The organism is Asticcacaulis sp. (genome assembly GCF_047605585.1).
GTDB lineage: Bacteria > Pseudomonadota > Alphaproteobacteria > Caulobacterales > Caulobacteraceae > Asticcacaulis.
Genome location: NZ_JASGFK010000008.1, coordinates 40568 through 64737, shown reverse-complemented (window position 1 = coordinate 64737; position 24170 = coordinate 40568). Strand labels below are relative to the sequence as shown.

19 protein-coding genes are annotated in these 24170 nt (G+C 61.8%); 10 read left to right on the top strand and 9 right to left on the bottom strand.

All coding sequences use genetic code 11. The features are described from left to right. Nucleotides 1–116 precede the first annotated feature (116 nt). The 4 genes from QM647_RS16225 (at nucleotide 117) to QM647_RS16210 (ending at nucleotide 5301) form a co-directional block, all read left to right on the top strand. Complete coding sequence (locus QM647_RS16225) at nucleotides 117–1610, top strand: glycoside hydrolase family 28 protein (RefSeq protein WP_414996593.1); 1494 nt, start codon at nucleotides 117–119, stop codon at nucleotides 1608–1610. Beyond that, nucleotides 1610–3157: an MGH1-like glycoside hydrolase domain-containing protein gene (locus QM647_RS16220; protein ID WP_414996592.1), complete on the top strand. Its 1548-nt coding sequence runs from the start codon at nucleotides 1610–1612 to the stop codon at nucleotides 3155–3157. The genes QM647_RS16225 and QM647_RS16220 overlap by 1 nt, the downstream gene beginning before the upstream one ends. Beyond that, nucleotides 3154–4737 (top strand): glycoside hydrolase 43 family protein, encoded by a 1584-nt coding sequence (locus QM647_RS16215; protein WP_414996591.1) that lies wholly within the window; start codon nucleotides 3154–3156, stop codon nucleotides 4735–4737. Before QM647_RS16220 ends, QM647_RS16215 begins: the two co-directional genes overlap by 4 nt. A gap of 312 nt (nucleotides 4738–5049) precedes the next feature. After that, nucleotides 5050–5301: a hypothetical protein gene (locus QM647_RS16210; RefSeq protein WP_414996590.1), complete on the top strand. Its 252-nt coding sequence runs from the start codon at nucleotides 5050–5052 to the stop codon at nucleotides 5299–5301. 39 nt (nucleotides 5302–5340) lie between these two features. Here QM647_RS16210 and QM647_RS16205 read toward each other — a convergent pair whose 3' ends face one another. Beyond that, entirely contained in the window at nucleotides 5341–6837 is a 1497-nt protein-coding gene (locus QM647_RS16205; RefSeq protein ID WP_414996589.1) for a catalase, read from the bottom strand. Nucleotides 6838–6942: 105 nt separating this feature from the next. Then, complete coding sequence (locus tag QM647_RS16200; protein WP_414996588.1) at nucleotides 6943–7821, bottom strand: MBL fold metallo-hydrolase; 879 nt, start codon at nucleotides 7819–7821, stop codon at nucleotides 6943–6945. Between the two features lie 164 nt (nucleotides 7822–7985). Here QM647_RS16200 and QM647_RS16195 point away from each other — a divergent pair, with 164 nt between their 5' ends. Next, the gene (locus QM647_RS16195) at nucleotides 7986–9128 is read left to right on the top strand and encodes an acetyl-CoA C-acyltransferase (protein WP_414996587.1); all 1143 of its coding nucleotides are present in this window, start codon (nucleotides 7986–7988) and stop codon (nucleotides 9126–9128) included. On the opposite strand, the gene QM647_RS16190 is transcribed toward QM647_RS16195, so the two are convergent. From QM647_RS16190 to QM647_RS16175, 4 genes are all read right to left on the bottom strand, one after another. Continuing rightward, entirely contained in the window at nucleotides 9120–9797 is a 678-nt protein-coding gene (locus QM647_RS16190) for an endonuclease III domain-containing protein (RefSeq protein ID WP_414996586.1), read from the bottom strand. The two genes, QM647_RS16195 and QM647_RS16190, sit on opposite strands and share 9 nt — an antisense overlap. A 63-nt stretch (nucleotides 9798–9860) precedes the next feature. After that, nucleotides 9861–10397, bottom strand: a complete 537-nt coding sequence (locus QM647_RS16185) for a HutD family protein (RefSeq protein WP_414996585.1) — start codon at nucleotides 10395–10397, stop codon at nucleotides 9861–9863. An 83-nt stretch (nucleotides 10398–10480) separates the two neighbouring features. Continuing rightward, nucleotides 10481–11329 (bottom strand): M23 family metallopeptidase, encoded by an 849-nt coding sequence (locus tag QM647_RS16180; protein WP_414996584.1) that lies wholly within the window; start codon nucleotides 11327–11329, stop codon nucleotides 10481–10483. After that, a complete protein-coding gene (locus QM647_RS16175) occupies nucleotides 11326–11949 on the bottom strand; it encodes a hypothetical protein (RefSeq protein WP_414996583.1) in 624 nt (207 codons plus the stop codon). Before QM647_RS16175 ends, QM647_RS16180 begins: the two co-directional genes overlap by 4 nt. A gap of 235 nt (nucleotides 11950–12184) precedes the next feature. Between QM647_RS16175 and QM647_RS16170 the strand changes: the two genes are divergently transcribed. From QM647_RS16170 to QM647_RS16150, 5 genes are all read left to right on the top strand, one after another. Beyond that, nucleotides 12185–13480 carry a formimidoylglutamate deiminase gene (locus tag QM647_RS16170; RefSeq protein WP_414996582.1) on the top strand — a complete coding sequence of 432 codons (1296 nt, stop codon included), beginning with the start codon at nucleotides 12185–12187 and terminating at the stop codon, nucleotides 13478–13480. Beyond that, complete coding sequence (gene hutC / locus QM647_RS16165; RefSeq protein WP_414996581.1) at nucleotides 13477–14175, top strand: histidine utilization repressor; 699 nt, start codon at nucleotides 13477–13479, stop codon at nucleotides 14173–14175. Before QM647_RS16170 ends, hutC begins: the two co-directional genes overlap by 4 nt. Nucleotides 14176–14262: 87 nt before the next feature. Next, nucleotides 14263–14739 (top strand): DUF2844 domain-containing protein, encoded by a 477-nt coding sequence (locus QM647_RS16160; RefSeq protein ID WP_414996580.1) that lies wholly within the window; start codon nucleotides 14263–14265, stop codon nucleotides 14737–14739. Continuing rightward, nucleotides 14736–16013, top strand: coding sequence for a DUF3443 domain-containing protein (locus QM647_RS16155; protein ID WP_414996579.1), 1278 nt, complete (start codon nucleotides 14736–14738; stop codon nucleotides 16011–16013). The genes QM647_RS16160 and QM647_RS16155 overlap by 4 nt, the downstream gene beginning before the upstream one ends. Before the next feature lie 108 nt (nucleotides 16014–16121). Next, nucleotides 16122–16985: an alpha/beta fold hydrolase gene (locus QM647_RS16150; protein ID WP_414996578.1), complete on the top strand. Its 864-nt coding sequence runs from the start codon at nucleotides 16122–16124 to the stop codon at nucleotides 16983–16985. 14 nt (nucleotides 16986–16999) lie between these two features. On the opposite strand, the gene QM647_RS16145 is transcribed toward QM647_RS16150, so the two are convergent. Genes QM647_RS16145 through QM647_RS16135 form a run of 3 tightly spaced genes read right to left on the bottom strand, consistent with a single transcriptional unit; the run spans nucleotide 17000 to nucleotide 24091 of the window. Continuing rightward, on the bottom strand, nucleotides 17000–17614 hold the full coding sequence (locus QM647_RS16145) for a glutathione S-transferase family protein (protein ID WP_414996577.1): 615 nt from the start codon (nucleotides 17612–17614) through the stop codon (nucleotides 17000–17002). Next, nucleotides 17614–21954, bottom strand: coding sequence for a translocation/assembly module TamB domain-containing protein (locus tag QM647_RS16140; protein ID WP_414996576.1), 4341 nt, complete (start codon nucleotides 21952–21954; stop codon nucleotides 17614–17616). The genes QM647_RS16145 and QM647_RS16140 overlap by 1 nt, the downstream gene beginning before the upstream one ends. Nucleotide 21955: 1 nt before the next feature. Continuing rightward, complete coding sequence (locus tag QM647_RS16135; RefSeq protein ID WP_414996575.1) at nucleotides 21956–24091, bottom strand: BamA/TamA family outer membrane protein; 2136 nt, start codon at nucleotides 24089–24091, stop codon at nucleotides 21956–21958. Nucleotides 24092–24170: the final 79 nt, after the last annotated feature.

The following is a 24170-nucleotide window of genomic DNA, read 5'->3' as shown; positions in this document are numbered from 1 at the left end:
TTCTTTTTCCGCCGATACAGTGCTTTGATATCTGGGCCTTGATATCTGGGCTTTGATATTTGGGCTTTGATACGGAACCGCCAACAGAAGCGGTTTTAAATATGAGAGGAAAACCGATGTCCTGTGTTTCGTCACGTCGTCATCTGCTGGCCGGACTGGGAGGGATGGGGGTTGTTGCGGCATGGCCCGTGCAGGCGGCCTGCACCCTGCCCGGGTGGGTAGCGCCTCTGTGCGCCGATCTCGAAACCATGGCCAGGCGCCTGACGGCCAGATTGAAACCGTGGAGCGGGCCGGAGCGTATCGTGACGCCGGAACAGTTCGGTTATGCGGGCGAGGGGCTGGCGACCGGTTTTATTCAGCAGGCCATAGACGCCGCGGCACAGGGTGGCGGCACGGTCAGGCTCAGCAAAGGCGATTATGTATCCGGTACGCTCGATCTGCGCAGCCAGGTCCGGCTTGAAGTGGCGAAGGGGGCGCGGCTGCTCGGTTCGCTCGATCTCAAGGATTACCCCGAACGCGTGGCAAAACGCCGGACGGTTCAGGACACCAATATGGGCATGAATCAATCCCTGATCTTCGCTGAGGGGGCTGAAAATATCTCGATCAGCGGCGAGGGGATTATCGATGGCCGGGGGGACAATTTCCATGGCGAGGAAGGCATTCATGGTACGCCGGGGCGGCCGTTCGTCATTCGGGTGATCGATTGCCGGCGTATCCATATCCACGGCATTACGCTGAAGGATTCGCCGTGCTGGATGCAGAACTACCTGAATTGCGAAGACCTGCTTGTCGAGCATATGACGGTCGAGAACCAGGCCAATTTCAATAATGATGGTATCGATATCGACGGCTGCCGCAATGTCATTGTGCGGAAATCCTATATCAGTTCGGGCGACGATGCCCTGTGCTTCAAGGGCGCGGCGCAGGCCCCGACCGAGAATGTGCTGGTCGAGGACTGTACTTTTTTCAGCTCGTGCAATGCGGTCAAGCTGGGAACGGACTCACAGAGCCCGTTCCGCAACGTGCTTGTGCGCCGCTGCACGGTCGGCGGCGTGGCGGAAGGCATGCGCCATATCAAGCCGCTGGGCGCGGATTCCGGTATTTCGTGGGAAGTGGTCGATGGCGGCACGGCGGAAAATATCCGGGCCACCGACATCCATATCGTCCGGGCGCGCAGTCCGCTTTTCATGCGGCTGGAGGATCGCGGCCGCGTACAGCCCGATCAGCCGAAGCCGCCCGTGGGTGCGCTGCGCAAGATCGTCTTCGAGCGCATTACGGGGGAAGATAATGGGGCGCGCGGGTCTTACTTCATCGGCATCCCGGAAAAACACATCGAGGACGTGGTGCTGAAGGATGTGCGTATCCAGGTGGCGGCTTCGGAGGGCTGGCTGGGGGAAGACGAGATTCCGGAAATGCGCGGCATCTATCCCGATGCCCATATGCTGGACGAGGTGGTCTCAAAGGGTGACCACCATGATGCGCCGGCCTATGGCCTGTGGGCGCGGCATGTGTCGCGCCTGACCGTGGTGGATACGGTCTTCACGCCGGTGACGCCGGACAAGCGTCCGCAATTCCGGCTGCGGACGGATACGGAGGCCTGTACCGTATGATGAACCGGCGGACCTTTATGGCGACCTCGGTGGCGGCGTTGGCTACGCCGGCATTGGCGCAACCCTCGATCCAACCGCAATACAGCACGCGCAATGCCCGCTGGCAGGCAGCCTATGACAAGGCGCTGGCCGTGCTGGCCGCCAATGTGCAGTTAGTGCCGCGCTATTCCGGGCCGGTGCTGATAGAGGGCGCCGACTATGCCGGCATCTGGATGGAATGCGGGCCACACGAGGCGCTGGTCTATCGCAAGTTCCGGCCGGATGTGGCGCGCAATGCCCACATGACCTTCTTCGAGCTGCAACGCATGGATGGCCAGCTGCCGTGCAATAACAAGGTGACCGAGACCGGCTTTGGCCAGATCCAGATGGTGGTGCCGATCGCCGCCACGGCCTGGGAACTGGCGCAGGCGACCGGTGATGAGGCGTTGCTGCATTCGGCCTATACCGCCTGTTCAGCGTGGGATTCGTGGCTGCTGAAATACCGCAATACGCGCGGGACCGGCCTGACCGAAGGTTTCTGCACCTATGACACCGGCCATGATAACTCGCCGCGCTGGACGGGTATTCCGCCACAGTGTCCGAACAAGGACGCCAAGCGCTATCCGGAGGGCTTCGCCCTGCCGCGCCTGTGTCCGGATCTCTCCGCCACCACCTATGGCGCGCGGCTGGCGCTGGGTGAGATGGCCAGGGCGCTGGGCAAGGGGACTGAGGCGGATCTTTGGGCGGAAAGCGCTGATAAGATACGCCGGGTGATCCTGGAAAGGCTCTATGTCGCCGAAGACGCGGCCTTCTTCGATCTCGACGCCAATGACCAGTTCGTGCGCGTGCGCTCGGATATCCTCAGCCGGGTGTGCGGTGAGCATGTGGTTGACCAGGCGCTGTTCGACGAGTTGTGGGCGCGGCAAATCCATAACCCCCAGGCCTTCTGGACGAATTACCCCATGCCGTCCGTGGCGCTGGACGATCCGCAGTTCGTGCGGCCCTTGCCAAAGAACAGCTGGGGGGGACCCTCACAGGCCCTGACCGCCCTGCGTGCGCCGCGCTGGATGGAGCATTACGGGCGTGCGGTCGAGTTCAGCTTCATGATGACGCGCTGGTGTGAGGCCCTGGCGGCGGACATGACCTTCCGCCAGCAGCTCAATCCGCAGACGGGCGCCGTTATGGCGGAAGACCTGCCCAACTATTCGCCGGCGGCCTTGGTGATGATGGACTTCACCTGGCGGCTGGCGGGCGTGGTCGAGGCGCGCGACACCTTGCACTGGAATGTCCGGCCCGGTCATGCGGCGGCGGAAGAGGCGCGGTTTGACTTGCCGACCGATGCCGGGGCTATCGCTACCATGGCCTATGACGGCAAGGGGGCCGCATTGACACTGGCAGGCAAGCCGCTGGGGCGTATCGAAGGGATGGCGCGGCTGGTGACCACGAAGGTCGGCGCCCCTCAAGCCTTGCTTGGTATTTCTGAAAAGACCGAAAAGATTACTTTGCGCCTGATCGGGCGCCCGACGCGCAAGCTGACCATCAAGCCGAATGAAAGGATTGCCCTATGATCCGTCGCACGCTCATATCCCTGCTGGTCCTGGCGGTGATTTCCGGTAGTGCCGCCGCTGCGCCGAAGGCTGAGACCTACAGCAATCCGATCCTTTATGCCGATTATTCCGATCCGGATGTGATCCGTGTCGGCAAGAGCTATTACCTTGTGGCGTCGAGCTTCCATTTTTCGCCCGGCCTGCCGGTGCTGAAGTCGGATGATCTGGTGCACTGGAAGATCATCGCCAATGCCGTGCCGAAGCTCACCTTCGCGCCGGAATACGATATGCCTGGCCTTCCTGGATCAAGCCCTTTTGAGATCGACGACACTAAGTCCAAGCCGGTCACCGGCACGAAGTACGCCAGCGGTATCTGGGCGCCGTCCATCCGCTTTCATGATGGCCTGTTCTACATCTACTTCCCAACGCCGGACGAGGGCATTTTCATGATCACCGCTAAGGATCCGGCGGGACCGTGGTCGAAGCCGGTTCAGGTGATTGCTCAGGCGAAGCTCGAAGACCCATGCCCGTTCTGGGATGATGACGGCCAGGCCTATCTGATCCACGGCAAGAAGGGGGCGGGACCGCTGATCCTGCACCGGATGAGCGTGGACGGCACGCACGTGCTGGATGATGGCGTGGTGGTGGCCGAGGACAAGGACCGCCTGCCGGTGCTGGAAGGGCCAAAGCTCTACAAGCGCAATGGCTGGTATTATATTTTCGCGCCGATCGGCGGGGTCGGCACCGGGCCGCAGGCGGTGGGGCGGGCAAGGAACATTTACGGTCCCTATGAATGGCGCGATGTGCTGGTCCCAGGCAACGATATCAATGGGCCGCATCAGGGCGGTTATGTCGAAACGCCGTCCGGTCAGGGCTGGTTCGTGCATTTCAATTCGACCGGCGCCTTCGGCCGCATCGATTATCTCCAGCCGGTCAAATGGGTGGACGACTGGCCGGTGATGGGCGATGAGGGCAAACCCGTGCTCACACATACTATGCCAGACACAGGCACGCGCTCGACGGACCGGTTACAGGATTCGGACGCATTCGCCGGCCAGACGCTGGGGCTGCAATGGTCGTGGAACCATAATCCGGATGACACGAAATGGAGCCTGACCGAGCGGCCGGGCTGGTTGCGCCTTAAGGCCGGGCAGGCGCAAAGCCTGACGACCTCACGCAATACCCTGACGCAGATCCTGCAAGGTCCGGCCATGCAGATGACGGCGCGGCTGGATATCTCGCACATGGCCGATGGCCAGAGGGCTGGGGTGAGTCTGTTCGGTGTCAGGCCGGTATGGATCGGCGTGGTGCATGAAAATGGCGTGTCGCGGATCGCTTATGCGTCGGCGGGCATCGAGACGCCGGGGCCGGAAATCACCGGCCAGACGGTGCAGTTGCGCGCCGAGGTCCTGCCCGATCAGACCAGCCGGTTCGCCTATAGTCTGGATGGCAGGACATTTACGCTGTTCGGTGAAAAAGTGCCGCTGTCGACCTTTTCCTGGTGGAAGGGCAGCCGGCCGGCGCTGTTCACCTTCAACAAGACGGCAGCGGCGGGGTATGCCGATTTTGACTGGGTGCATGTCACGCATGAGCGGCCATAGGCGGCTGTCACAATTTGTGAACCAAAGATGTCAGCTTGATGACTGTAAGCATTTTGCAACATTCGCACAGGTGGCCCTCTCAATGGCGGGGCCGGATTCATCTGCCGACTCAATAACCTTTTGCGACTGTGTCTGCATGTTGAGTTTCGGCATTAGTCAGTGGACGGAACAAGCGCCCTGGCAACTCGCCGCATGTGCTTGGAACCATGATGATTTTTAAGTGGTCAAGCCTCAAAAGTTAACGCTTATATAACAGTGAAGCCTTGGCTTCCTGCCTGTTCCGCCCCCATTTTCAAATGATCGGATAAGCCCATGTCCCTCAATTCTGACCTGATGTTCGAGAAAGCCGACATCACCCAGGACCTCATTGCCCGCCTCGGCCTGCCGCGTAATGTGTGGTCGCTGGTGATCGACGAGGCGCTGGAAAACGCCTATTTCATGGATACCAATTACGAGATTCACCAGCAGTCCATCCATCCCGACGTTCGGCCCGTGGTCGAACGGGCGGTGAAGGGCAAGACGCCGCCCGCCCGCAGCGAACGGCTCTACCGGCATTACGCCTGAAACGCCGCCGTCCCTCCGGACCGCGGCGTTTTTTAATGATCAGTCGAGGCTGCGGGTCGCCTGCACCTCGGTATCGCCGCCATGGCCGAGCGCCTTGCGGATGCCTGCGCCATAGGCCGGATCGATCCGGTCGAAATGGTCGAGGGCGCGCGCGACGATGAAGGCGGGAACCCCCTTCATCGAGCCGGCGATGCTTTCGCAGGTCCGTTGCTTTTCCCCGTCCGAAAACAGGTTGAACAGGGCGCGGGGCTGAGAATAGTCGTCATTGCCCTCGCGGTGGTTATAGCGGTCGGCATCACCCGAAATCTTTAGCGGCGGCTCGCGATATTCCGGCGCTTCTTTCGGCCCGCCGAAGCTGTTGGGCTCGTAATAGGCGTCCGGATTGCCGCCGAATTGCGGGAAGAAACGCATCTGGCCATCGGCGTGATAATGGTTGACCGGGCATTTCGGCGCATTGACCGGCAGGGCCTCGTAATGGGTGCCCAGACGATAGCGGTGGGCGTCGGCATAGGAGAAGATGCGCGCCTGCAAAACCTTGTCCGGTGAGAAGCCGATGCCGGGCACGATATTCGACGGCGAATAGGCGGCCTGCTCGACCTCGTTGAAATAGTTGTCCGGATTGCGGTTCAGCTCCATGACGCCGACCGGGATCAGCGGGTAATCGCCGTGCGGCCACACCTTGGTCAGGTCGAACGGATTGTAGGGCGTGGTTTCAGCTTCCAGTTCCGGCATGACCTGCACGAACAGGTCCCAGCGCGGGTAATCGCCGGCCTCGATGGCGCCGAACAGGGCTTCCTGATAGCTCTCGCGTGTCTCGCCGATCAGCTTCGCCGCCTCGTCATTGGTCAGGTTGACCTTGCCCTTGTGTGGCTTGAAGTGGAACTTGACCCAGAAGCGCTCACTGGCCGCATTGATGAAGCTGTAGGTATGCGAGCCGTAGCCGTTCATGTGCATGGGCGAGACGGGGATGCCGCGGTCGGACATCAGGATGGTGACCTGGTGCAGGGCTTCAGGGCTTAGCGACCAGTAGTCCCACATGGCGGTGGCCGAACGCAGGTGCGTCTTCGGATGGCGCTTCTGGGTATGGATGAAGTCCGGGAACTTGTACGGATCGCGGATGAAGAAGACCGGGGTGTTGTTGCCGACCAGGTCCCAGTTGCCTTCTTCGGTATAGAATTTCACCGAGAAGCCGCGCACGTCGCGTTCGGCATCGGCGGCGCCCAGCTCGCCGGCGACGGTCGAGAAACGGGTGATCAGCGGGGTCTGCTTGCCGACCTCGGCGAAGATGGCGGCGCGGGTGTATTGGGTGATGTCGTGGGTGACGGTGAAGGTGCCGTGCGCGCCCCAGCCCTTGGCATGGACGACGCGTTCCGGGATGCGCTCGCGGTTCTGGTGGGCCAGCTTTTCGATCAGCTGGTAGTCTTGCAACAGGACAGGACCACGCGGGCCAGCGGTCAGGCTGTTTTGGTTATCGACGATCGGCGCGCCGGCCGTGGTCGTTTGGTGAAATGGGCATTTGGGGGCTTGGTCTGACACGCGGGCATCTCCTCAGAGGGTTGATGCGTTGAGTGTGCGCCGCGTGTCAGAATAAATAAAATCAGTAATTTTTGATTTTGGAATAAGCTGACTTTATTTTGTGGGTTACTTTGTGGGTTTCAGGGCGAAGCCGTCGCCCTTGGTGACGATTTTGCCGGTGCCGGGGAAGGGGAAGTGCGGAGCGAAGATGGTTTCGCCGCTTTTGGCCAGGACGGTCAGTTCCTCGCGGCGGGTGGCTTCGCCGGTGGGTTTGTCGCTGTCATAGCCCATGGCCCATTCCGGCTTGGCGAGGGAAACGACCGAGCTGTGGGCCATGTCGCCGATATCGAGCAGTTTCGCTGTGCCGGAAGCGATCTCGTAACCGGTGTGGCCGGGCGTATGGCCTTTCAGCACGACAGAGGTGATGCCGGGTAGGACTTCGGTGCCGCCAGCAAAGGCCTGGATCTGCGGCGTAATGGCGGTGACGAAGGCGGCCTGTTGCGGATTGGCTTGCAGGGAAGCCCATTCGGCATCGGTCATGCGCACCACGGCCTTGGGGAAGGCGGGCGTGCCGTCAGCCGTCAGCAGACCGCCGATATGGTCGGGGTGGCTGTGGGTGATCAGCACATCGGTGATCTGGTCCGGTGCCACGCCGGCCTTGGCCAGGCTTTCCATCAGCACGCCGTGCGCCTTCGGGCCCATGCCGGTATCGATCAGCACCAGGTGATCGCCGGCCTTCACCAGCAGGGCGTCGATCGACAGGGTGATATGGTCGGTCGGCTGGCCGGCGGCTTTCAGCACAGCGGCGACGGCTTCCGGCGTCTGGTCCTGGCCGATGACGCTGTTGTCATTGGGCACGACATTGGTCAGGTCGCGCAGGCTCCACGCCTTGAAGGCGCCGATCTGGAAGGCGTGCGCTTCAGCGGTAACGGGGGCGGGCGCCGCCTGGGCGCAGGCGGGCAGGATCAGGGCAAGGGCGGTGAGGGCGATTTTGACAGTGCGCATGGCGAATCCTTTTGAGATCATAACGGCGGGCTGGTTCTTACGCCGATTTTGGAAAAAAGCGATACGGTTTGCAAACGTGATCAGACAGGCTTTCCCGTCGCAAAAAGCTTGCGAAAAATGGTTTCAGGCGTAATCTTCCCCGCAAGAATAAGAGGAAACCACACATGCCGGAGACAATCGTTATAGCGGGCGCGGCGCGGACGCCGATGGGTGGCTTCCAAGGCGATTTCGCGGCCGTGACCGCGCCGGAGCTGGGGGCTGTGGCTATACGCGCCGTGCTGAATGGCCAGGTGCCTGATGAGGTCATCATGGGCTGTGTCCTGCCGGCGGGGCAGGGACAGGCGCCGGCGCGACAGGCGGCGCTGGGGGCCGGATTGCCGGTCAGCGTGCCGGCCACCACGGTCAACAAGATGTGCGGTTCCGGCATGAAGGCAGTGATGCTCGCCTGTGACGCCATTGCGGCGGGATCAGTGGATATGGTCGTGGCCGGCGGTATGGAAAGCATGTCCAATGCGCCGTATCTGCTGCCGAAGGCGCGCTCCGGGATGCGGATGGGGCATGGCGAGGTCAAGGACCATATGTTCCTCGATGGTCTTGAGGATGCCTATGACAAGGGGCGTCTGATGGGCAGCTTCGCAGAAGAAGCCGCTACGCATTATCGGTTCACCCGACAGATGCAGGACGACTATGCGCTCGCATCACTGGATCGCGCCTTAAAGGCTGATTTCAGTGCCGAGATTGCACCTGTCGAGACAAGGGGCGGATTGATCACGGCTGACGAGCAGCGGGCCAAGGCGCGACCGGAAAAAATCCCGACCTTGAAACCGGCCTTTGCCAAGGATGGCACGGTGACGGCGGCCAATGCCAGTTCTATCTCCGATGGCGCAGCGGCCTTATTGCTGGCCAGTGCCTCTGTGGTGGAAGCCAAAGGCTTGACGCTGTTGGCCCGCATTGTCGGCCATGCCAGCCACGCCGAGGAACCGAAATGGTTCAGCCGCGCGCCGGTGGGGGCGATCCGTAAGCTGCTGGGCAGGATCGGCTGGACTATCGACGAGGTTGATCTGTTCGAGGTCAATGAGGCCTTTGCGGTAGTGGCGCTGGTCGCCATGCACGATCTCGGTATTCCTCACCATAAACTGAACGTCAATGGCGGCGCCTGCGCGCTGGGCCATCCCATCGGCGCTTCGGGTGCACGGATACTGGTCACCCTGATCAATGCTTTGAAACAGCGCGGTTTGAAGCGCGGTATGGCCGCTGTTTGTATCGGTGGCGGTGAGGCGACGGCCGTGGCCATCGAACTAATGTAAGCGCTTCAGACAGTCTTGACACACGGGGCAGGCCTGGCAGTTCCATTCCAAAGCGCCGCAAATTTGCTGACCGAGGGTTTTGATCAGCACGTGCAGTTCCGTCAGCTCGGCAGCGGTATAGTCGCAGGCCGCGGACATGACAAAATCGCAGGCGCTTTTGTCCTTGCCGATAAAGCCATAGCGTTTCATGACACGGATCACATGCGTATCGGCGATAAATGACTGCATGCAAAGCGTGCTGTAATTCAGCGCCGAAGCGGCCACCTTTGTGCCGACGCCGGGCAGTTTCTGTAACCATGCCAGCGCCTCGTCGACGGTGCCCTGCGCCAGAAAATCCAGATTGAAATCCGGATGCCGCGCCTGGATATATTTCAGTGTTTCAAGCAAATGCGCCGCCTTGTCATCCGGAAACGTGACATCGGCGATCACCGCCTGGATATCCGCTACCGTCTGCGCCATCATATCATCGGGGTCAGGCCAGGCTGCCGCCAGGCGATCATAGGCTGGCAGGGAGACCTCATCTCGCGTTCGTCCGCTGATGAGCGAGCGGATCAGTTGCTGGATGGGGGAGCGGGTAGGCGGTTCTTCAAACCGGCCGAACCGGGTGATCAGCCGGTCACGCAGGCGATCTATATCCTGGGCGGCCGTATCGAACAGCATCATTTGCATAACAAACACCTTTTGTGCCTGTTAACAAATTAGAACAAAGTGAGAACATTCGCAATTGGTATCTTATCTAAACACGATCAGATAACCATCGCCTGACGATATCGGTTCGCCTTCCAGCTCTTCGAATTTCAAGGCGTCGTAAGGTTGAAGGGCGTAACGCTGGCCGTTCGCCGTTACGATCATCGGTTTCGTGGCGACCAGGAACACCAGATCAGACGGCAGGATCACGCCGCCGCCAATATGCCGGACCTCGGCCTGCGCCTGACCGCGGCGGGTCATGACATTGAGATCGATCACCGGCAGCAGCGGCGTGGCGTCGACCGGTACATCGCCGGCGAAGGCAGAACTGTCGCCGGCATCGAGCACATGGCGGTCATCGGGCATGTCCAGCCGCATCCGGCCGCTCAGCACGGTGAGATGGCGGTCGATGCCGTCGAAGCGCGAGAAGGGGCCGGGTTCGGTCACCTCGGCCATGCTGATCCGCCAGTGGAAATCCTCCATGCCGGCACCTTCTGGGAAGATGGCGACCTCGCGCGTGACACCGCCGCCATTCTTCCAGGGCTGGGGTACGCGTTGCAAGGCAGGCAAATGGGTAATCACGGCAGGCACTCTGTTTTCAGACCGCGGAGGTCTAAGCCCTTTTTGCACGCACAATCAATAGCGATTTCGTCGTCGTCGCCGGCTTATTCCACCGTAGGGCAATCCCCGCCAAGCTTGCGACGATAGGCATCGACCAGGGCCGTATAGGGTGGCACAAAGGTATTGGCCGTCAGCATAGTGCCGTTCGAAGCCGTCTCGGCCTGGGCCACCCTTATCTCGAAATGCAGATGGATGGTCGTGGCCGTGCCGCCCATATTGTTGGAGACCAGGCCGAGCTTCTGCCCGCGTACCACATGGTCGCCATAGGCCACCTTGAGCGTGCTCGACTGCATGTGCAGGTAACGGTAGATGCGGTGCGGCGATGAATTGCCGGTGACGGTCACCGTATAACTGCCGATATAGGTGATGACGCCGTCCTCGGCGGCCACGGCCCAATGCTGGTTGGCTTTGCAGGTTTCCGGCCGAATATCCTGGCCCTGGTGGCCGGTCGCGCCGTTCTTACACATCGGATTGGTGCCGCTGCGCGTTTCGCAGAAATTGTCCTGCCAGGGATAGGCATAGTTGGAAGCGTCGCACTGGTTCGGATTGTCGGTCTTTTGCGATCCACCAGGACGATAGACCTGAGAATTGGCGTACCCCTTGCCCTGCAAGGGAAAGCATATGCCCTCGGCCCAGTTTTTCAGATCCGTATAGCTCGATCCCGAGCCGGCGATCAGTTCAGTGGCCGGTTCGTGCGGAAAGTCTGGATAGGTGTCGGCGCTGCTCGAGGCCGCTTCGGATACGGCTTCCGAAGCTGACTCCGAGGCGGACGTTTCAGAGGTGGTGGAAGCGGAGGCCGAGGCGTCGCTGCCGGAGGTCACCGTATTGGCAGGCTCATTGCAGCCGGCCAGGGTCAGAAGGATGATATATGCAAGGAAACGGCGCGCGCTCATGGTCTGGCCCCCGCAGCGCGAGCCTCCGCCAGGGCGGCTTCGCCCAGATAGACCTCCTGAACGGCGGCTACCGCCTTGCGCAGAAAAGCGTCGGTCTTGCAGTCGGCGCTATCAGGGCTGTCGCAGTTCACATCGACCGTATAGCTGACATTGAAACGCGTGAAGGTCGCGGTCCAGCCGTCCTCGGTCTGCTGGATCGAGACGGGCTCGCTCATGTTTTCAATCGTGCGAAACAGCTTGGCGCGGCTGAGCACGCCGGCCTTGACGGTTTCGAAGGACGAGGTGCCAGAGATGGTCACCTGGGTGCCGTTGGCCTGGGGCAGGTTCAGCGAATAGGCGTCACCGAAGGCGACCATCCGCGCCTTGAGCGTACTGATGGGCCCGCCATCGCGCGGCAGCAGGATCGGCAGGCGCGGCTTGTTGAGTTCCGGTTTCGGCAGGCGGGCAAGCAGGGCCTGGACGGTTTGGGCCGTCTGGCTGCGCCGGTGACGGGCAGCGGCGGCCACCCAGTCGATCAGGGCTTTCGCTCTTTGCGGCGGGGTGGTCTGGCTGGCGGCCGCACCCTTAACCGCGGCGCTGCTCTGGGCCGGTGCGGTGACCGGCGCCAGCCCAAGGGCCACGCTGATAAGGCCTGCACCCCCCAGAATACGAATATATCGTCCCACAGCCCATTTTCCCCCGTCATGCCCGTTAACCATTTATAGCATCTCTGCATAACGCTGTCATCCCGCCTCGGAAGAGGTCTGGCTACAGGCGGGCAATTTGTCGAACCCTATTGTAATGCCTGGGTGTACAGATGAGTGGATTTTGTCTATGCATAAACGATAATGTATAGACATAATGGGCGTGAGGTTCATGTCGACTCTCTGGTTTGAAAAAGCGCTGCTGAAATCCGGCTGGCAATCGGGCGTGTTGTTGACCCTTGCCGATGGCCGCGTGACCGCCATCGAAACCGATGTGCCGTCTCCGAAAGATGCGAGCGTCGAGCGCCACGCCATCGGCATTCCCGGCATGCCCAATCTGCACAGCCATGCCTTCCAGCGCGTTATCGCCGGCCTGACGGAGCGGCGCACTTCAGAGCAGGATAGTTTCTGGTCATGGCGCGAGCAGATGTACAAATTCCAGGCGCGCATCGGGCCGGATGAGCTGCAAACCATCGCCGCCCTGGCCTATATGGAGATGCTGGAGGCGGGGTTTACCCGTGTCGGCGAGTTCCATTACCTGCATCATGGTGTCGATGGCCGCACCTTTGCCGATCCGGCGGAAATGGCCGGGCGGATCGTGGCGGCGGCCGAGGCCACGGGAATCGGCCTGACGCTGCTGCCGGTCTTCTATGCCCATGCCGGCTTTGGCGGTCTGGCGCCCACGCCCGGTCAGGCGCGCTTTATCCATGATCTCGATGGTTTCCAAAGACTGCTTGAGGCCAGCCGGGAACAGGCTGCCCGGCTGGACGACGCCCTTGTTGGCATCGCGCCGCATAGTTTACGCGCCGTCACGCCGGAAGAACTGACGGCCCTGGTCCCGATGGCGCAGGGCGCGCCGATCCATATCCATATCGCCGAGCAGGTAAAGGAGGTCGAGGACTGTCTGGCGCATACGGGCCGGCGTCCGGTCGAATGGTTGTTCGATCATGCACCTATCAACGACCAGTGGTGCCTCGTTCACGCCACCCATATGATGGCGGACGAGACCGCACGGCTCGCAAGATCCGGCGCCATTGCGGGCCTGTGTCCGATCACCGAGGCCAATCTGGGCGATGGCGTATTCCCGGCACGCGACTATCTGAAACAGGGCGGCCGTTTCGGCATCGGTTCGGATTCCAATGTGTTGATCAGCGCCGCCGAGGAACTGCGTCTGCTCGAATATGGCCAGCGTCTGGTCCATCGCGAACGCAATGTGCTTGATAATCTGTATGTTCGCGCGCTCGATGGGGCGCAGGCGCTGGGTGTCGAAAGCGGCATCGCTGTCGGACAACCGGCCGATATTGTCAGCCTGGATTGCGAGCTCGACAGCTTTGTCTTCGCCTCGGCGCGTTCTCCGGTCGACTGCGTCTGGCGCCATGGCCGCAAGCAGGTTTCTGGCGGCCGTCATGTCAAACGCGACACCCTGCTTGCTGATTATCGCCGGCTGATGCAAAAGCTGACCGCATGAAGCCCCTTCACCAGAAGATTCGCGACGACATCGAACAGCAGATCCGTTCCGGCGCGTTGAAGCCGGGCGACCGCATCCCATTCGAGCACGAGCTGATGGCGCAATATGGCGTCTCGCGCATGACGGTCAACAAGGCCCTCACGCCGCTGGACGAGGCTGGGCTGATCGAACGCCGTAAACGGGCGGGGACGTTCGTGCGTTTGCCGCGGCTGGATTCGACCGTGCTCGATATTCCCGACATCCAGCATGAAATCACGACGCGCGGCGAAGCCTATCGTTTTGAACTGCTGGCCTGCACGGTGCGCAAGGCCGGTACCGAGGACGAGCAGGAACTGGCGGGGCCGGCTGGCCGGGTGCTGAAGCTGGAGGGCCTGCATTTCGCCTCGGCCAAGCCGTTGGCCTATGAACGCCGGCTCATCAATCTCGATGCCGTGCCGCAGGCGGAGACGATTGATTTCACCCGCCAGTCGCCCGGTCACTGGCTGCTCGGCGTCGTGCCCTGGACCCATGTGGAAAACCAGATCAGCGCCGCGCCGGCGCAAGGCCAGATCGCCACCCATCTGAGGCTCGATGAGGGCGCGGCTTGCCTGGTGATCGAACGGCGGACCTGGCGCGAAAAAGAGCGCATCACCACGGTGAAACAGGTTTTCGATGGCGGTGCCTATCGGCTGGTGGCCAGCTTCGATCAGGGCTAAATATCACAACTGTGATCCATTGCGACGAGATTGTCATATTGCATTAACCGCTTGAGGAATAATCTCCGGCAACGCAAGCGGAGTTTCATGATGCGGTCCCTGATCACTGGCACGTTATGTCTGGCCCTGCTGGCGTTTACAACGCCGGCCCATGCCACCTTGGGCGGCAAAGCAGCAACCGTGGATACCGACCGAACGCGCCTGAAGGCCCGTTCCGCCGCACAGGTCGACCGTGTCAACTACACGGTGCACGAACTGACGCTCGACAGCGGCACGGTGGCGCGCGAATTCATGAGCTCGGACGGCACCGTCTTTGCCGTCAGCTGGCAGGGCCCGCAGCGCCCGAACCTCAAGCAGCTTTTCGGTGACAGCTATTTCAGCCGGTTCCAGACGGAAAACAAGTCGACCGCCCGTATCCGTATGCGCCGGGCGATGGCTGTGACGCACAGCGATTTCGTTGTCCGCACCGGTGGACACAGTGGCGCTTTCTGGGGCTTCGCCTACCTGCCGCAAACAGCGCCCGGCGGCTTCCCGGTTCAGGTCCTGCAAGGAGGCGCTCAATGAGACGCTCCCTTTTTCTGATCGGGCTGTTTCTCTTCCTGGCAGCCTGTGGTGGCGGGGGAGGCGGTGGGGGTTCCTCCAGCAGCAGTAGCGGCAGCTCCGGTGGTTCTTCATCCTCATCGTCGTCTTCGTCGTCCAGCAGCAGCGTGACGCTCAGCAACTACACGACGATCTCAGTCGATTCCGGCCCGGCCGCGGCGCAGGGTAATGTCAATATCGGCTTCGTGACCGTGAAGATCTGCGCACCGGGCACCACCACCTGCCAGACCATCGATCACGTCATCATGGACACCGGCTCGGTGGGGCTGCGCATCGAGAACGAGGTGCTGAGTTCGGCCATGCGCTCGGCCCTGCCGCATACCACGACCGGTAGCAAGGGCGTCGGCGAATGCTACCAGTATGTCGATGGCTATGTCTTCGGTTCGGTGCGCACGGCGGATTTCACCATTGGCGGAGAAACGGTCAGCGACATGCCCTTTATGGTTATCGGCGATGACGGTGACTATGCCAATGTGCCGAGCGATTGCTCCTCGGGCGGCGGCACGAGTCACGACACTGTGGCTGATTTCGGCGCCAACGGCATTATCGGTATAGGTATGGGCACGGTGGATTGCGGCAGCTATTGTGTGGGCACAACCAGTAATGGCTATTATTACACCTGCGTTTCGGCCAACTGCACGGCCACGGCGCTGACCACGTCAGCCCAGGTGCCTAATCCGGTAGCGCGCATGTCGGTCAACAACAACGGCACGGTGATCGACCTGCCAGCCGTGGCGCATCCCGGCGTCACCAGCCTGACGGGTACGCTTTATTTCGGTATTGGCACCCAGACCAATAACCAGCTCGGCAGCCAGACCATACTGACCACCAGCGACGGCCTGATCACGGCGACCTACAAGGGCACTGCCCTGAGCCAGAGCTTTATCGACAGCGGCACCAACTTCTATGGTTTCAGCGACAGCGCCATCGCGGGCTGCACCGACGATCTGGAAGGTTTCTACTGTCCGACCTCATCTCTGGACCTGACGGCCAGCCTGTCCGGCGACAACGGCGCCAGCAAGACGGTCTCCTTCACCATCGATAATACCGAGGACCTGGTGAATAACCCCTACTATGTCCTGCCGGGCCTTGGCGGCGATCCGAACGGGTTCGACAACCTCCAGCCCTACAGCAACAGCTTCGATTTCGGCCTGCCGTTCTTCTATGGCCGCAAGGTCTATACGGCGATTTCCGGCCGCAATGCCGGCGGCACGACAGGACCATACGTCGCTTTCTGATGGGCATTTCGGCCGCTGTTGCGGGTTTGGGCGGAATGCACGTCCGATATCGACGGTTGCGCGTCCGGTAAAATGGTCTAGCTTGCGGCCGATCGACAGGAGCGTCCCTTGGCCAGCTATTCCGATTTCTATTATGACAGCCACGACCTGCGGGTAAAGCTCTATGCCCGGGATTATGGCGGGAGCGGTATGCCGGTCATCTGCATGCACGGCCTGTCGCGTAATTCCGCGGATTTCGAGGTCATCGCCCCGCACCTGGCCGAGCGTTACCGGGTGATCGCCGTCGATCAGCGCGGGCGCGGCAAGTCGGGCTGGGATACGGAGCCCGCCAACTATACGCCGGCGCTCTATGTGCAGGACATGTTCAAGCTGATGGGGGATCTGGGCATTGCGCGGGCGGCCCTGATCGGCACCTCCATGGGCGGGATCATGGCGATGATCATGGGCATGATCGCGCCGCAGGCGGTGATCGGCATGGTGATCAACGATGTCGGGCCGGAGATCGATGTAAAGGGCCTGGAGCGCATCAAGTCCTATGTCGGCAAGTCGCCGCCGATTCGCTCCTGGGCTGATGCGGCGGCGCGGGCGAAACAGACCAATGACGTGGCCTTTCCGGACTATAGCGACGCGGACTGGCTGGCTTTCGCGAGGCGTACCTACCATGTCGATGCGGCAGGCATCCCGCTGTCATCCTACGATCCGGGCATTTCCGGCGCCTTCGATCCCGATGGACCGGTCGTGGCGCCGCCCGATATGTGGGGCATCTGGGAGACCCTGAAGGTCATTCCGGTGTTGGGGGTGCGCGGCGGGCTGTCGGACCTGCTGTCGGAAGAGACCTTCGGCCGGATGATGGAAACGCATCCCGGTATGCGCGCCGTGACCGTGGCCAATCGCGGTCATGCGCCGATGCTGGACGAGCCGGAGGCCCTGAGCGCCATAGATGCCTTTCTGGCGGATTTGGCACAAACCTAGGGAAAATAGCCTTTTTAGACGGTCCCGTTCGGTCCATAGGTCAAGAAGGCCTTCCTTTGGCACAGGCGGCTGTGCCAATCACTCACGGCGGGCAGGTCGGGCCTTGGTATCGGCGTGCGCAGCCAGCGGTTTGCTGAAATTCCCAGAACGATATCCGCCAGAGTGAATGTATCGCCGGTCACCCAGGCATCGGTCCTGGCCAGTTGCACGTCCAGCAAGGCCATCTTGTCATTCCAAGCTCTGATGCTGGCTTCGATCCGTTCGGAATCCTGATAATCGGGATAACGCCAGTGCAGGCCAAGGAAGGCATAACGCCAGGCCGGGTTCAACTCGGTGGCCTGCCAGTCCATCCATTGTTCGACGAACGCGCGGGACTGCCGGTTTTCCGGGAGCAGCGGGCTGCCTGTCGCAAGATAGCGGCAAATGGCATTGGACTCCCAGAGCACGAAATCGTCCTCGATCAGAACTGGCACCTGGGCGTTGGGGTTGAGGGTCAGGAAAGACGGCGTATCGACCGGAGCAAAGCCGATACCGTAATCCTCGCGTTCGTAAGCCAGCCCCAGTTCATCGCAGGTCCACAGCACCTTGCGGACATTCAATGACGAAACACGTCCCAGTATCCGCAACATCAGTAGTCCTTTGAGAAACGGACGCTGGCTCCGGTGCCGGCATTGCCGGTGGTGGAGAGGATGCTCAACGACCGCGACAGGGCGACCTCAAGCTGGGTGGCGGTAAAGCCCTTGGCGTCGGTGACGAACTCGACATAGACATTATTGGTTATGTACTTGCCCGCCGCCACGGAGGTGCCGCGGCCGGTGGAGGTATCGGCGCTGACCATGCGCAGGCGGTCGATGCCGGTGGCCGAGCGCAGGGCCCCTAGCGGATTGAGATAGTCGGTGCCACCATTCAGGCCATTGACCGCCGAGGCCAGCTGCAAGGCCTCGGTCGGGGAGATATTGGCCACGCTCTCGCCGAACAGCAGCCGCGACAGGATTTCATCCTGCGGCAGGGAGGGGGACGAACTGAAGGCAATATCGGGCCGTTCGGCCGAACCGCTGACCTTGATGGTACCGGTGATGTCCTGCACATCGGCGCTGGCGGTCAGGGAGATTTCGGGATCGGTCACCGGTCCGCCGTCGAAGGTGATAGTGCCGCTGTCGATATCGAAGGAGCGACCGGCGAAGGTGTAGGTGCCGCGCACCACCTTCATTTCGCCGACCAGACGGGGGTCTTTCGTCGTGCCGGTGACGCGCAGGCGCGCCGACCATTCCGATTCCAGGCCCATACCCGAAACGAATATCTGGTTGTCGGCGCGGGCACTGATATCGAGCTTCCAGAAGGCGGGTAGGGCCACGGCGGATTGCGTGGTGTCATCGTCGCCCTTGCGGCGGACGCCATCGAGCACGGTGACCTCGGCTGCGGCCTGCTTGGCAATGGTATATTTGAGCTGCGGCAGGCGCAGGTCGCCTTTGACCAGGCCGCCGTCGGCCTCGCTGTTGGTGACATCGATCGTACCGGAGATGGTGGAATTGATCGCATCGCTGCGCGCCAGCCGGGCATTGGTCATCTCGACATGGATCTGCATGGGGAACTTCTGGGCGGCGGCCAGACTGACCCAGCCATTGCCCTTGACCGTGCCTTCGCCGGCGCGGCCGGTAAAGCTGGTCAGTTCCAGGCGGTCATTGGTGAAGCGGCCATCGAGCGCGATGGCGGTGATGCGCGTGCCGATGCTTTCATTGTCATAGGTCAGGCTGGTGGCCTTGACCACACCGTTGAGGCGCGGGGCATTGAGCTGGCCTGAGATATCCGCCGCCAGGGCCACGGCGCCCGACAGCTGCTGGCGCGGCAGACCCGCCAGCGAGAAGGGCACGCCGGCGGGGCCATTATAGCGCACGCCGCCGCTGACGCCGCCGCTATTGATATCGGCGATCCAGTCACCGCCACTGGCCGGCGACAGCGCGATCTGGGCGCGGCCGATCACGCCCATGCCCTGCCTTATGATGGCATGGACATAGTTGTTGGTGGGGCTGCGGTCAGGATTGAGCTGGGCATCGAGCGCGATATCGACCGGGGTCGAGACCACGGCGGCGCTGGCGCGCGAGAAATGGCTGATCTTCAGGTTGGCGCGGGCGGTCGGGAAACCGTTGCCTGTTTGGGTGAAATCGATGGCGCCATCGGCCGTGCCGGTCAGGCCCAGATCCTTTTGCACCATGTTGGCCAGGCTGAGATCGAGCGTGTTGAGGCGGACCTGCACCCTGGTGTTTTCACCGAAACGGCCGGAAAGATCGATATTGCCCTGATCCATCACCACCTTGACCGGCTGGAGCACCCAGTCGGCGCCGCTCTTGCGGATGACGGCCGGGTGGTTGAGCCGGAAAGCAATGGCATTCGCCGCGCCTTGCGCCGCGAAGCTATAGGTATCGGGCGCGATGGTGCCATTGACGGCGAGATTGAACGGCACGTCCTTCTTGCCGGTGGCGACGGCCTGGATGGTGCCGTGTTCGCCAGTCATCTGAATCCTGGCGCGGCCGGTGGCCAGCACGAAATCCTGGTAGCGCATATCGGCCATCTGGACATCGGCGTTCAGCGACATCTGGTCGTGCAGCACGATATTGGCGGTCAGGAGGGTGCGGCCGACATAGAGCTTCAGATCGCCGGGAAGGGTAACGCTGTTGCCGGTGGCATTGACCGCCACCGCCTGATCGCCGCCCTGCACAGAAAGCAGGGCCGTGCCCTTAAGGCCGGAACCGCTGATCGCCAGCGAACCGGTGAAGGGGCCGGCGGTATCCTGGGTCAGCAGGCCCGCGGCGTCGATTCCGGCGAAGGTCGCCTTGTGGATATCGATACGCAGCGGCGAGCCAGAGGTCATTACCAGGGCATCGGCCGAGAAGGGGCCGTAGGCGCTGCCGCCATCGGCCAGCAGGGCAAAGCCTTCCGGCGTGCTGGAAAGCCTGGCCGTGACATCGACCATCTTGACGCCGAGGTCGGGATTGGCGGCATGGAGGATGGCGTTGGGATGATCGAGCGTTCCGGACGCCGTGGCATCGAGTGCGCCATACTGGGCTGAACTGGCCTTGGCGTTCAGCGAGATCGCGCCATTGGGTGCCAGCGAACCCTCTGCGCTGGTCAGGGTGAAATCGGGCGACTTGCCGCTGAGACTACGCAAGGCCACCACGCCCTGCTCGGTATAGGCATAGGCGCCGCTGAGTTTGGCATTGCCACCGAGGAAGCCCTTCAGGCTGTCGCTGAGCTTGGTGGTCTGGGCATCGGCCGTGCCGGCCACGCTGAATTTACCCTTGTTCAGCTTGAGATCGGCGACCGTCGAGACATTGACCGTGCCAACGCCATCGATGTCGTAATTGTTCAGGCTGGCCTTCACCTTGGCGGCGATCAGATTGTCTTTCAGATTGCCGCTGAGGCTGCCGGTGGCCTTGAGGCGATCGGAACTGACGCGGATCGTATTGCTGGTCAGCTTGCCGTCATCGAGGCGCACCTCACCATCGAGCTTCAGGTGCGTCAGCAGGGGATCGACCTGGGCGGCAATGCCGGTCAGGGAGGTCAGCTGCGCGTTGATGGGCACGATGACGCCGCCATCGGTGACGCGGCTCTTGCCTTTCGCCGTGAAGCCATCGAGCTTGATACCGGCCCCATCCTTTCCGGTAGATAAGTCAAAGCGTTTGGCTGCCAGATCATAATCGATGCGTGGCTTTTCAAAATCGCCATCGACAATCAGATCGGCGCGCAGGTCCGAGGCGGTGAAATCTTTCCCGAGCACATCGGGTTTCAGCAGGCGGGCGTGCAGTTCCAACTGGTGGAAACGGTTCTTGCCGAGATCAAGCGTACCCTTGGCATCTATGCGCAAGGCGTCGGTATAGAGAGCCAGCACATTGTCGAAGACGCGGTCCTTCATTTTCGAGGTCAGGTCGATCGTCACGGCCGGCTTGAAGAGAATGGCCGTGTCGCCGCCCAGGATCAGGTCCGGATGGGTGGCACCGGCGATATGGAAGGTGCCGCTTTGGGCGGTGATATTCAGGTTCAGCAGATTGTCGGAGCCGAAATCGGCGATAGCGCGGCCGTTCCACTGCTTCCAGGTGCCGGCGCCCCCGATCCTGGCGGTAAAGGCCTTGTCGAAGCCGATTAGCTTGGCGGCCACGCCATTGGCCGGCGCGTTGAGATCGGCGCTGATATCGAGCTGGTTCCGGTCGGGCGCGGCATCGATCAGGATCTTGGCACGGTCGTCCTTTTCGCTGACCGCGGTGGCTTCGACCTTCAGACGCTTATGACGCAAATGCGCCTGGCCATCGAAGGCGAGGGTATGGGCTTCTCCCATGACGGGCGCATCGAGCACCAGGGCATCGACCTTCAGGCGGTTGAGGTCGATATAGAGGTCTGGCAGCAGCGGGCCGTTGCTCTTGGGGCTGTTATCGGGGTTGAGTACCGGCTGGCGCAGGACCTCGATGCGCGGGCTGGAGAAGTCGCGGATGTCGATGTGGCGGTTGAGATAGCCGAAGGGCCGCCAGTCGAGATGCAGCAGCGGGCTCTGGATGAAGACGCCCTTCAGGTCCTTGATTCTGACGTCATGCAGGGTCATGTCGCCATAGAGCGAGCCGTCGATTTCACGGATTTCGATCTGCAGGCCGGAATTGAGCTTGATGCCGGTGGCGAATTCGACCAGCAGACGGCGCCCCGGCGCGGTATTGAGCGCGGCAAGCGCCGCCACCAGCAATACGGCGAGGCCGACGACGAACAGGGTGATATTGCGCGACACCCGCAGCCAGTTGATGCGGCGCAGGTCAAAGCCGGTGCGCGCCTTGACGGTCTCGACCACCTCCTCGGTGGCTGTTTCCACGCGGTCCTTCAGGGACAGATCGTCTTCATGTGCGGGCGCGGGCTGTGGCAGGGCTTCCGGTGTGGCTTCCGGCGTTTTCGGCGCGACAGGTGGCTTGGGATTTTTGGGTCTGCGCGCCATACTAGAAGGCCTGGCCTATGCCGACATAGAGCGTGATCTGCGGCTCGCTGTTGGTCTTGTCACGGTTGATGGGGGTGGCGACATCGATGCGGATCGGTCCGAAATTGGTGTAGAGTCGCGCCCCGATGCCGGCGCCGACGCGCAAGTCTGAGAAGGACGGGGTGGTTGAGGCATAGGACTGGCCGATATCGATAAAGGGCACGATACCGATATTGCCGAAGCGATAGCGATATTCGACCGAGGCTTCGAAGAGGCTTAAGCCCCCGGTGGCGTCGCCGCTCGAATCCTTCGGGCCGAGCTGCTGGTAACTGTAGCCGCGTACCGAGCCGCCGCCGCCGGCATAGAGGCGGCGGGAGGGCGGTATCTTATCCAGTTCGCCGCCATAGATGGCGCCGATGCGCGTGCGGGCGGCCAGGACGGAATTGCCGGTAACCGGATAATAGTAGCTGGCGTCGATGACGGTGCGAATGCTGGAGCCGCCGCCGGACATCGAGATCAGCGGTGTTACCTCGGCGCTGGCACGAAAGCCGGTAGCCGGGTTGAGCAGGCTGTCCGAACGATCATAGGCCAGCTTTGTCGGCAGGGCGGCGATATAGTAGTTGTCGGCGTCATCGTCGAAATCGGTCACGCCGTCGGTGGCTTCCTTCGAGGCGGCGATTTCGAAGCCGTAGGACCAGGTCCAGACTTTCTGCCACAGGGTGGACGATGACCGCGCGATGGAGCCGGACACGCTGGTCGTATAGGCCTCGTAGCTGTCATAGATATTGTGGGTGGCGCCGGCGGCGAGCTGGAAGGTGCGGTCGCGCTTTTTGGCGTTTGACCGCCGGAAGGTGGTGGTCAGGCCCTGTTCCTGGGTGCCGAGGTTCGCCGTGATGATCAGGGCGCCTTCAGGCGGGAACAGGTTGCGGTTCTGCCAGGAGGTCGTGGCGGTGACGCCTTCGCCGGTATTGTAGCCGAATTCGCCGGAAATGGTCTGATAGGGGCCGCGCAGCTGGTGAACGAGCAGGTCGACATATTCCGAACCGTCATCGGCAAAGGTATTTGTTTCGACCGGCTCGACCGACACCGAGCGGAACAGGCCGGTCGACACCAGGGCCTCGCGCAGGTCATCGACCTTGCGGTTGTCATAGACATCGCCCTTGTCGAAACGGGTCAGGACCGCGACGTGACCGGCGCTGAAGGCTTCCTTGCCATCGGACTTGAAGCCGCCGAACCGCGAGCGGTGACCGGTATCGACCTTCAGGGTGTAGTCGCCGGTCAGCTTGGTGCTGTCGAGCAGGATATCGCGGTCACCGACCTTGACGAACGGATAGCCCGTCTGCTGCAGGACCACACTGACATTGGCCTCCGCCGCCAGCACATTGGTGGCCACGATCTGCTCGCCGGGCTGAATTTTCAGGGCGTTGCGGATCAGGTCTGGCGGCAGGGTGGGCTGGGAATCGGCGGTGATCAGGCCGAAGTGATAAGCCGGGCCGGGCACGACGACGATATGGGCCTGGACCTGGCCATTGGTTTCGCTCGGCTGGGTCAGGCTGGTCGTCACCGTGCCATCGTAATAGCCCTGGGACTTCAGCAACCGCAGGATCAGAGCCTCGTCCTCGGTGGCGCGGGCACGGACCTGAGCGACATTGGCCGCCTTGCCCTTGCCGTTCATCAGGGCGGACAGCGGTTTGAACTCATCGTTCAGATGGATATCGCGCAGGCCATCGACCACGGTGGCGTAACGGATTTCCGGCTGCTCGGGTTCGGCCGCGGCGGTCTGAGTGGGCTGGACATCATAGCCTTCGAGCGCGGGCAGGGCGGCATCCAGTTCCGGATCGTCGGTGGCGGTGACCTCGGGCAGGGCATCGGATGCGGTTGCAGCGCCGGCTTCGGTGGCCGGTTCAGGTGCGGTCACCGATGAAGCGGCCGTGTCCGGAGTGGCCTCGGCCGGCGGGGCGTTCGTTTCCTCTATCGGTGGTAGGGCGGCGTTGAAGTCATCATCGCTGATGATAGGCGCGTCCTGCGGGTTATCGGGCAGGGGCGGAGCCTCTTCCTGCGCCGGTTTTACCGGTGGCACCTCGACCGGGGTCGTGTCTTTCGCCGTTTGCTGAGTTGCGTCTTGTGACGTTTCCTGGGCCTGGACATTTGCCGCCAACAGGCCGAGGCCGATCAGGATCGGACGCAGCGACTGGGCAAAACGGGTAGTGACGGCAGAAATGACAGGCCCCTCGGAT